This window comes from Laceyella putida, from assembly GCF_042665195.1.
Taxonomy (GTDB): domain Bacteria; phylum Bacillota; class Bacilli; order Thermoactinomycetales; family Thermoactinomycetaceae; genus Laceyella; species Laceyella putida.
In genome coordinates this window covers 1-9,727 of the sequence record NZ_JBHTBW010000077.1, presented here as the reverse complement: position 1 = coordinate 9,727, position 9,727 = coordinate 1, and the positions used below count along the sequence as shown (strand labels likewise).

The window sequence follows — 9,727 nt, the reverse complement described above, 5'->3', positions numbered from 1 at the left end:
TGCCATTACCTTGATTTCCTTGATCATGTGGCTCAATTAATCATTCACCAGACACGCCCTAGAAGGTCTCTTTTTCATTTTATTTTACCTCAAAACCGCCGTACAACCTTACTCATCCTCCTTATTCTGATTCAGCAATTTAGCTGATTCCAAAATCAGATCCCGTAACTCTTTTAAATCCTTTTCACCCACTCCAGACGACTGCCCAAGTTGTTTCAGTTGATTCAACAAATGAATAATCATCGGGTCCGTTAGTACGCTCATCTCAATTTCCTCCGTTTTGAATGCCCCATAGGGGCTTGATTAATGAACGATCTCCTTGGAATTGAATATATAGGTCAACTTTCGTTACTCATCGTCATACACGATTTCATTGATGCTATCCATCACATTTTTTGCAAAGCAGTAGGCCGCCAAGTCCACTTCGTTCAGACCATGTTCTTTGATCGTATGGTAGTAAAGACGTTGAACATGATCATAAAAAAACGCGATTCGTCATGATATCCTCCTTAATGTGGTACATTGCCTTTATCTCGTTTTTTTCCAAGCCCCCGGGTGTACCAGCCCAAGGGGCTCATTTCATCTATCCGATTATCAATTCTGTGCCATCTCTTTTTGAATCATCTTGTCAAAATCTTCAGTACCAGATCCTTGGCTCATTCCACCATTCATTCCGGGAAATCTTCTGGAAAAAAACCCATTGGAATCCAAGCAGGTGCATCTTACGCAATCTAATATACAAAAAACTCATATAATGAAAATTGACATACAAGATTCTTGTATGATATATTGAGATCAGAAAGTACAATAAAGTTGTACTCTTATCAAACTGATATACAAAAATTTTGTTCAGAGAAGAAAGAAGGGATTGGTTAAAGGGATGGCCTCAAAAACAGGAACCATTTTGGGGGTTCTGAAAGGCATTATTTTCATTTTTGTCTTATGCCAGTTAATTGGGCGAGGTGATAAATAGTGTTTTGGACTTGGATCATGTTGGTTGCGTCTATGATCTTGTTCTATATCAAGCACAAACATAGGAATGCATCACCTGAACTTTATGGATTGATCGCGATTATGTTTTTTGTCATGGTATTAGACATTTCTCGTCCCATGATCATCTTTTTCGGAACAGTCGCAATCTTCGTTCCGTTCCTTATCGTTCGTCAAAGCGATGCCAAGATGAGAAATGAAAAATAAAGAGAAGAAGACGAGAGAAAAACAAAATCTGCAACGAATTTACCACACTGTCAATTGAGCAAAAGTCGTTGATATCAATAAATTCAAAACTGGTGCAAGGGGTATGTTATTACGCGACCCCATAATATCACCCGTAATAACATACCCGGAAAGGAGCGCGAATGGGAAATCAAATTGTTAAAAGCTACGAGAGTTTGTCTGGCGGAGAAATATGGGCATTAGGCGTTGCGATTACATGCTTTATTGTTTCAATCTTTACGCTCATTATCATGGCGAAAACCGCTAAAGGCGGACAAAGTGCCTTAGGTCCACTCAAAACCCTTGCGTTCAATGTGGCTTACATGACTATTATCCCCGGCGTGGTGACTGGATGCATTTATTTGGGGGCTGCCTTGAACGGGGTTATTAAAGAAGCTGGAAAAGATCTTGGTGCAAAGATTGAGCAAGAAGATATTAGCCTGGACTGAGGTGGTTATCTGTGGAACCGGGCGGATTTGCTAAATTCATCTTGTTGCTGATGGAATACGATAAGGCTTTGCTACCTACGCTCTCAACTTTGATCGGTTGCTGGATCGGAATAAAAGAGACCAAGAACGGAAGCGCAAAGCAACTGCCTATTTATATCGGCGCAGTTGCTTGCGCAACTACGATTTATTTCTTTGTGAGTTATGCTGTTACCGCTAGCAATCCGGAAATGAGCGAGCAGGTTATGAAACAACTGATCACCATTGCAGGAGGTGGGAGCAAATGATATATGTCGCCTTGGCAATTATCGCAGTTTCTGCTGCCTTGCCGGTGGGATATTACTTCTTGCTTAAGAAGAAAATGAAGCAACAAAATCCGGCACCGAAAAGAGAATACGATCTGTCCGACTACGAATAAGGCTGACATTTGTTAGCCTTTATTTTTTGAAAGGAGATGAAATGCTTGCAGATCAAGTATGTTAAATCAAAAACCTTTAAATTGGTTCCCTATGTTCCGATTGTACAAAAAGGATCTAAGCAGGAAGTGACCGAGGAGAAAAACCAAGTAAAAAACATCGTTAAGCTGATCGGCAACATGAACAAAGAATATGATCCAGAAGGCCAGGTAAATGATGATGTTTATGTTGAGTCACCGCACTTGAGTTTCAAGGTTTTCAAACATGGTGGGAAAATCCATCAATATATCAGTATACCCGCAAAGTTAGAAATGCCAGCGTCAGAAGATATGCAAAAGGACATCGGCAGTCACAAGCTGATCGAAGATGTATTGAAGCTGCCGGATGGGAAACCACACATCTTCGCATTAGCGGGATATCATCATTTGGCGATGGAAAGTCAACGGGAGACGCCGCTTATGCTTGAACCCATTTTCCAATTGATAAAAAAAGATGAGACTTTCCTATATTCAGTAACAGCGAAAGAAGCAGCCAACCATGATGAAACCAAAAAGGCATTACGAGACCGTTTTTATGGAATTGATACTTGGTGGAAAAAGACCCGCCAAGTAGTGAAAAAGCAGTGGGCTAAAGCCTATGACATGGTTGAAAGTGATCGAACGAAAGAGGTCATGGATGTTGTCGAGGGAACCTTTATTTTAGGTAGTCAGTTGTATGATTCGATATCAGGATTATGGGTGAAAAAAGAAGAGTTCGATCCAGCGCAATATCCACAAACTGAAGCAAAGTTGAAGGAAGTATTGGATACCAAATTTCATTATGTGGAGGTTTTGTTTTTCATCTGGACCGAGGATCCCGACAAAGTGACCATGATCAAAAATAAGATCATGAAGCAAGCGGAAAAGATCAAAGGTGAAAATGAAATCAAGCTTATTGAGATACAACCCGATATGGAACGGGTGGCCAAAGGACATCTAAGTCCAGAAACGTCACGCCTTTGTCTGACTCGACGGGAAATGGATAAACTCTTCCCGATCAAGAAGACATCAGAGATCACCAAGGATTATTTTCATGAAGTTGAACAGAAATCTCCGCCGCCGCCCATCATGTATAACTGCTATGAGTTGGGTGTTGTGACAATGGGAACGGATTTGTCCAACGATCAGATCCTTGCCTATCCGAAGGCAGATAATGAAGATTACCTGGACGATCGAGGGATGCCAACCTTTATCTCGGGAAAAAAAGGTTCAGGCAAAACAAAGCTTCTGATTAAACAGGTCGCAGATACTTTTTGTACCAATTATCAGGATTTGGAGAGATGGAAAAAAGAATCCCGTTCAGCTTTTGTCATCGATGTGATTGATGGAGAAATGATCACAGAAATATACAATCTTGTGCCGGATGAGCTGAAACATCGAGTTGTCATTTTAAATCATGCGGACCTTGAAAACCCTATCCCCATCACATCACATGACTTGATTCATCTCAAAAAAGTGGATGGTATTGAATCTGAAATTGCCAATATAGAAACCGAAATCATAATGGACAGTTTAAAGGATAAAACAAACACAATCGCGATTGAACGTTTTTTCAAAATGGCTTTGCAACTCTCCTATTTGGTAGGAGACGGGAATGTCCTAGATGCAATGAGGATTTTGCAAAAAAGTAACTACCGTAATCAACTGGTCAAAAAGATCAATGAGGATGAATACCCGTTATTGATCGAAGAAATTGAATTTTTTGAGGAAGAGGCCGACATCGAAACCATCAATAATCGGTTATCCCGCATTAAAGCTGTTCCGCCTTGGATCGATTGTTTATCTCAACCGCCTGTTGATGGAATGGACTTTTGGCGATGGATAAACGGAGACGAAAATGGTGCATACCTGGTTCTTATCTACATCCCAAAGCGTATGAATGAAAACTTTCGATACTTTTTGTTTGCACACTACTTTGTGAAACTGTGGAAAATGGTCGAGGCTCGGGAAATCATCAGCAAAAGCAAACGAAAAGAATGCCTGGTCGTAATCGACGAGCTGCACCAGTTGAAAAAGTTCCGTCTTGTTGCACCCGTCATAGAAGCGATTTGTAAGGAAGCGAGGAAGTATCGGGCGCGTTATCTCTTTACGATGCACGGATGGAGCTCAGTTAGTAAAGAAACGCAAGATGTCATAAAGGACGCTGATCCGAACCTAATCATGCTGAAAGGCGGAGAGGATATGTTCTCTAGCCTTGCAAACAAATTCAAACCATTTGACTTAAGTGACTTCAATGCGCTGCCTAAGTATACTGGCTTGTTTAAGCTACAGGTAAACAAGTCAGAGCATACTTTTTTAGCCAAACTCCCACAACCAGAGATCAGATTTCACAGTAGCTACACAACAGAAGAACTAAAGGCAATGCCCAATAAATATGGAAGATCAAAAATCGAAGTGAGAAAAATGATCAGAGAAAAGACTGGTAAAGGAGGAACATCGCCATGCAACAACCAAACGCAAATGAAAAAGCCGGCAAGCGCAACAGAAGCGTTCGGAAGCTTTACCGGCGCGCGCGGATACCAAAAGAGTCCCGTGACCTAGACTATATCTTGTCAAATAAAGGTCAGCTGACCGAACGTCAAGCAACCCTGCTCAACCTTTTGGCTGAGCGGGGTTACATGACAATCGATCACATCTTACACCTTATGCCGGAACTGGCTGACAACAAGAACAGCACATTGTCCGCCACCAGGCTAATCAATAAATTGGTTAAGTATTATCTTGTGGATCGGGCGTCGTATCAATATGTCACACAATGGGACGGGACAGAAAAGAGAACAACTGTGATTGCCCTGGGCGAAATAGGTAGTCAGGCAGTTAGTTTTTACCGCCATCGTACAAGAATTCGTTATGAAAATGGGAAGCCGATCCTCAGCCGGAAAGCCCACCATATTTTGCAAGTGAATCATATGGAGATTGTATTCCGTGAAGTGATTGCAGAAATGGGTTTTGAACTGGTGAAAGACGATAAAGGGAAAGATGTATGGCTGTGTGAGTGTGGAAATCGCGTGATAGGTCCAGATGCAGATTTAAATCCAGATGCGTATACAGCGATTCGAGATAGCAAGACAGGCAAGATTTATCATTTACTTTTTGAATACGACACTGGTGAAGAAGATCGGAACTACAAAAACCACTTCCCAACATTGACCGCGACATTCGATAAATATGTTGCTTTGAAAAAGTCGGATGAATGGTATGAGAAACCAGCGGTGCAGATTGTTGAAAATCCGTTCCCTCTTTTTTTCTTTGTGACAGAAGAAAAAAAGCGGTTCCCAAAAGTCCGATATCTTTTGAATGAAAGAGGTTTGGATTTTGCGGCATGTTTACGCCATGAGTTTGCTGATGAATTGCGGATGGTTTTATCAAAATTAAGGAGTGGTGAGCATGTCACGGGATAATCGTCGGACTTTCTGGGATTATCTTAATTGGGAGATTCGTAATATTAAGCAGATCGGGATCACCGTCAATAACAAGAAGTTTCTAAAGCAAAAGCATGCGAAGCTGGAAAGTGAATCACTGGCCAGTATAGACGACTTCTTATTCAAACAAATAAACGTGTTGAAGTTGGTTTATTATGAATGCCCGGAACCGCTTGAACAGCCAGATTTAACCCATGATCAAGTCGATAAGTTGCGCAGTCAGATTGTCGCAAATAAACGTTCAAAAAAAGAGCGACGAACTGAGATCCGCTACTACTTCACGGGCACAAAAGAAGACAATATCTTGAGTTATGACGCGATTTTGCACATTGATATCTATGTTCCGGAGGAAATCATTTGGGTTAACATTTTCAAGAAAAGTTTTTTAGGAGAGAGGAGGGAGAAAGGGCATCGAGGCCATTTGATCGCCCAGGAGATCATTGATCGGATGTCGTTGTCAGGGTTTAAACACATTGGCCGGCCGGACTTCAATTGGGCCGAGATGGATGCCACTAGGGATGGAATGGCCAAGGTGTCTATGACGGCGAAAATCGATATCATGAAATAGAGCTTGGAATGTCGGTGCTTGAGCCCAGCACCGGAGTTGGACACATTGCAGATCAACTGGCCAAAACCGGCGCAAAAGTAGATGTGATCGAAAACAATCACCAGTTGCCCGAGTTGCTCATTGAGAAAGGCCATAGGTAGCGAAGCAAATTGGTTTCATATCCCTAATAAATGGAAAAATGACTTGAGAACTGCATGGGAACTCAAGTCATTTCGTGTTTATATAGGAAACTCAGGAAAATCCGATTTCTAGAACTCGCTTATACCGGTCAAGCCCCGCCTATAAAAAAAGGGTGGGGTTTAATTTACGTGAGAACTGAACCTACAAAAGCAGTCAAAATACGCTAAAGGAAACAACAAGCTTATTAACGAAAAAGTGGGAAATTGGTTTGGAGGGAATACTATGACTAAAGAAGAACGTTCTTCAGAGCAAGCATCTGCCTGCTCTATGAATAGATTTTATTCAAAAAGTTTAGGGAAATACTTTTTAGCAGCTTCCTCATCCATCATAAATGTACTACCTACATTTGCAAGTTTTCTTTTCTTCTCTTCTTTTAATCGCTGTTTATATTGTCGTTCCCATTCCGCTAACCTCCAGATTTCAAGGGAATACCTAAACCGACAACTCAAGCAGTTGGAGGAAAAGGGTATATCCGAAAAACAAAAAAACACTCACACCAAACCAAGTGGGTGACACTTCAATAGAGGCTCTTTTATCGGAGACCTCTATTTTCTTTCATATCCTAAGTCCTCTATATCTTGATCGATATGATAAAGCCTTAGCTCGGATTGAATTTCTTTAATGGGGATCATCGTTTCACTCAATAATTTCTGAACTTCATCTTCCAATATATAACCACACTCTGGATCATCTATTTCAATAAGGAGACTGATATGCACACATTCAACACTATAATCGATTAGCTTCTCATATAGCTTTTGAGAAGAGATGGCCGCTCGATTATTGATCAAATCACTTATCTCTATGAGTTCCTCTTTGATTTCTTCCAAGGTTTGAGACGGACTTTTTTTAAAATCTTTCGTATCGGCCACCCCAAAACAATATGAATTAGTTAATCCAACGATACGTGTTAGTTTAGAAAGAAGAAGGATATAAAACCCTAACCGTTCCTTAAACACCAAGTCCCTCAATGTACTTCTTGCCTGCTGTTGTTGGATCTCCAATTGCTTCGCCATTAATTGCTGTGTTCTAAGATTGAACCATATTGTAACACCAATTGTTAAACCAATAGTAATAAACCCAATGATCGTATTCACAAACGCGGCATCGACTTCCGGACTTGTTTTCTGATGTGGCCAGAATCCGTTCCAGAGCCCATTGATCAGCCACTTAAGACCAACCGGTACTCCGACTAACAAAGCAAAGGCCACCACAAGGCTCAGCATTACGTATTTTCTATTCTTCTTTAACCAAGCTCGCATCCGATTGCCCCTTTCTTTTTCGCCACTATATTACCCCTTTTAATAGAATTGAGCACCTTATATATTTCGCTTGTCTCAAAAAGGTGTTCTAATCGTTATTAAGGACAGAAAATTAACTTGGAAAAAAGCAAAGAAAATAAAAAAAGACTTCCTTTAACATGGAAGCCTCAAATTTGTTATTCTAGTTTGTTTGATACTTCTTGTATCTCTTCCGTAATGAACGTCTTGGTTTCAGCATCCCATTGTATTGGACACCCCACAGTATAATTTATGGGATTTAATCCTCTATCAACGTTAATCCCTGTAACAAGAACTCTGTTTTGTGTATACTCAAAATTCAAATCACAACTCAATACTTGTCCACCTGTCAAAGTAACATCTAGATTAAGACGCGCATTGTTTCCTTTCATATTCTCTAACAATTTCCGTAAAGAAATAATCCGAGTTATACTTTTCCCTGCTGATAATAATTGTTCATGATTATAATCTAATAATTCAAAGCCAATTTGTTTATTCTGAAAATCTAAATTAATTCCTCTAATCGTTAGCGAAATCCCCTTCATATTAGTAAGTATAATGAACAAATCATAACGTTTACGACGAAAAAAGAAATTAACTTCTAACTCCGGCTTTTTTGCATCCTCCGCTTCCCTCTTCGCTTCTTCTCTTTCCTGTTTCCACCGTTCACGTTCTTCATCCGCCTGTCGGCGTGTTTCTTTGATCTGCTGAAGTGCAATCCGTGCAGTCCATAATGTGGCTAGGGCCCCGATCATCTGTCCAATGGCTGCCCACATATTCCAATCAGACCACTTTACTTGAGATAACCAATGAATGATGGCTTGTTTCATATCTGTATCCCCTTTTACTCAACATTGTGTTCTAACATATCTAATATTCGTTCAAATCTATTCAAAACAGTCTCTATATCTAAATTCCAACCTAACTTAATTAATCGAATAACCGTATTTGGAGGCGTATCCTTATCATATAACTTCCATAAAAACAACTTAATTTTTCTATGTAAAGTACCACATACCGATATTTTAATATATAAATCGATTAACTCTCTCAATTCTATAACATTACACTTATACGTTGCTTTAGCTAACCGAATTTGTTCTGTATTTGTCCAATCCGTAATCTCAAATGATTCAAAGGGCAAAACATGTTGGTCTTTATAAACAACTTCTCCCTCGGAATGTACCAAGTTCATACTATTGAGTAAGTTTAAATACTCTCGATGGATTGATTCAATAAGCTTTATATTTTCTTCATCTTTAGGAAATTCGTATCGTTCAATATCTGCCATTATAAAAGGAGCACCAACAATCTTGGCCCAAATGGTTCGATGGTTCCCATCATTACAGACAAAATATATATCATGGTCAACAAAATGAAATAGACTTACTTTGTATTTTTCATCTATAAATGTATTACGAAATTCTTCTAATCCCTTTTTCTTAAGAGAAGATAATAGTGACTCCATGCGAGAGTCAACTAAATCACCTTTTCTCAAAATAAAATGATCCCACCATGAAAAGCCTGGACTACAACGTGTAATACCTTTAATTTTCTCTAATGGAACAAGCATTGTTTCTTTTGTGAGAATTCCATTATGATATTTCCAAAAAAGCGGTTCATGATTTTTAACCTTTATCTCTTTCATTTGCAGAATATGTTCCTTCGATACCCCTTGCTCGATCAACAACGCTTCATGATCCATTTCATAAAATCTTACTCTTTCCATCTTTTATTCCCCCATCCTGCCTTTACTTTCACTACTGGCACCTCTTGCCAAAGGTATTCAGGATTTAATTCCCATTATTCAAAAATAAGCAGACAATATTATTCCAATTGCTATTAAAACAAGTCCAGACACGGCTAGCCAAAATGCGTACTTCGAACTTTTTTCCTTGTCTTCTTTCGGTCGATTTAGTTCAATCATTGCATCTACATAGTTACCATCTCTATTACCCAATTCAACTTTTGCCACAATTAAAAGCAAGCCTCCAACAATAAAGAGTATCGTTGATAGGGTATTCATATGAACTCCTCCCGCTCTTGGTTATGGTCGATCTAGATTTTATCATATAACCAAAAAGAGCCCACCACTTGGAGACTGATGCAGAACGATTACTAAATATGATCATTCTACAGTTTCTGGAATCAAAACGGCTCAT

12 protein-coding genes are annotated in these 9,727 nt (G+C 39.7%); 7 read left to right on the top strand and 5 right to left on the bottom strand.

Features of this window, described 5'->3' with window-relative positions:
• Positions 1-108 precede the first annotated feature (108 nt).
• Positions 109-264, bottom strand: a complete 156-nt coding sequence (locus tag ACFQNG_RS18665; protein ID WP_379867424.1) for a hypothetical protein — start codon at positions 262-264, stop codon at positions 109-111.
• Between the two features lie 1,094 nt (positions 265-1,358).
• Between ACFQNG_RS18665 and ACFQNG_RS18660 the strand changes: the two genes are divergently transcribed.
• The 7 genes from ACFQNG_RS18660 (at position 1,359) to ACFQNG_RS18630 (ending at position 6,798) form a co-directional block, all read left to right on the top strand.
• Positions 1,359-1,664: a hypothetical protein gene (locus tag ACFQNG_RS18660; RefSeq protein WP_379867423.1), complete on the top strand. Its 306-nt coding sequence runs from the start codon at positions 1,359-1,361 to the stop codon at positions 1,662-1,664.
• 11 nt (positions 1,665-1,675) lie between these two features.
• The gene (locus tag ACFQNG_RS18655; protein ID WP_379867422.1) at positions 1,676-1,948 is read left to right on the top strand and encodes a hypothetical protein; all 273 of its coding nucleotides are present in this window, start codon (positions 1,676-1,678) and stop codon (positions 1,946-1,948) included.
• On the top strand, positions 1,945-2,079 hold the full coding sequence (locus ACFQNG_RS18650; RefSeq protein ID WP_379867421.1) for a hypothetical protein: 135 nt from the start codon (positions 1,945-1,947) through the stop codon (positions 2,077-2,079). Before ACFQNG_RS18655 ends, ACFQNG_RS18650 begins: the two co-directional genes overlap by 4 nt.
• Before the next feature lie 45 nt (positions 2,080-2,124).
• A complete protein-coding gene (locus ACFQNG_RS18645) occupies positions 2,125-4,656 on the top strand; it encodes a hypothetical protein (protein WP_379867420.1) in 2,532 nt (843 codons plus the stop codon).
• The gene (locus ACFQNG_RS18640; RefSeq protein WP_379867419.1) at positions 4,557-5,516 is read left to right on the top strand and encodes a hypothetical protein; all 960 of its coding nucleotides are present in this window, start codon (positions 4,557-4,559) and stop codon (positions 5,514-5,516) included. Before ACFQNG_RS18645 ends, ACFQNG_RS18640 begins: the two co-directional genes overlap by 100 nt.
• Positions 5,503-6,105: a hypothetical protein gene (locus ACFQNG_RS18635; RefSeq protein ID WP_379867418.1), complete on the top strand. Its 603-nt coding sequence runs from the start codon at positions 5,503-5,505 to the stop codon at positions 6,103-6,105. The genes ACFQNG_RS18640 and ACFQNG_RS18635 overlap by 14 nt, the downstream gene beginning before the upstream one ends.
• Positions 6,106-6,507: 402 nt before the next feature.
• On the top strand, positions 6,508-6,798 hold the full coding sequence (locus ACFQNG_RS18630) for a hypothetical protein (RefSeq protein WP_379867417.1): 291 nt from the start codon (positions 6,508-6,510) through the stop codon (positions 6,796-6,798).
• A 32-nt stretch (positions 6,799-6,830) separates the two neighbouring features.
• On the opposite strand, the gene ACFQNG_RS18625 is transcribed toward ACFQNG_RS18630, so the two are convergent.
• From ACFQNG_RS18625 to ACFQNG_RS18610, 4 genes are all read right to left on the bottom strand, one after another.
• Positions 6,831-7,547, bottom strand: coding sequence for a hypothetical protein (locus ACFQNG_RS18625; RefSeq protein ID WP_379867416.1), 717 nt, complete (start codon positions 7,545-7,547; stop codon positions 6,831-6,833).
• A 176-nt stretch (positions 7,548-7,723) separates the two neighbouring features.
• Positions 7,724-8,395, bottom strand: a complete 672-nt coding sequence (locus ACFQNG_RS18620) for a hypothetical protein (RefSeq protein WP_379867415.1) — start codon at positions 8,393-8,395, stop codon at positions 7,724-7,726.
• A 14-nt stretch (positions 8,396-8,409) separates the two neighbouring features.
• The gene (locus tag ACFQNG_RS18615; RefSeq protein WP_379867414.1) at positions 8,410-9,294 is read right to left on the bottom strand and encodes a hypothetical protein; all 885 of its coding nucleotides are present in this window, start codon (positions 9,292-9,294) and stop codon (positions 8,410-8,412) included.
• A gap of 78 nt (positions 9,295-9,372) precedes the next feature.
• Positions 9,373-9,591 (bottom strand): hypothetical protein, encoded by a 219-nt coding sequence (locus ACFQNG_RS18610; RefSeq protein WP_379867413.1) that lies wholly within the window; start codon positions 9,589-9,591, stop codon positions 9,373-9,375.
• Positions 9,592-9,727 lie beyond the last annotated feature (136 nt).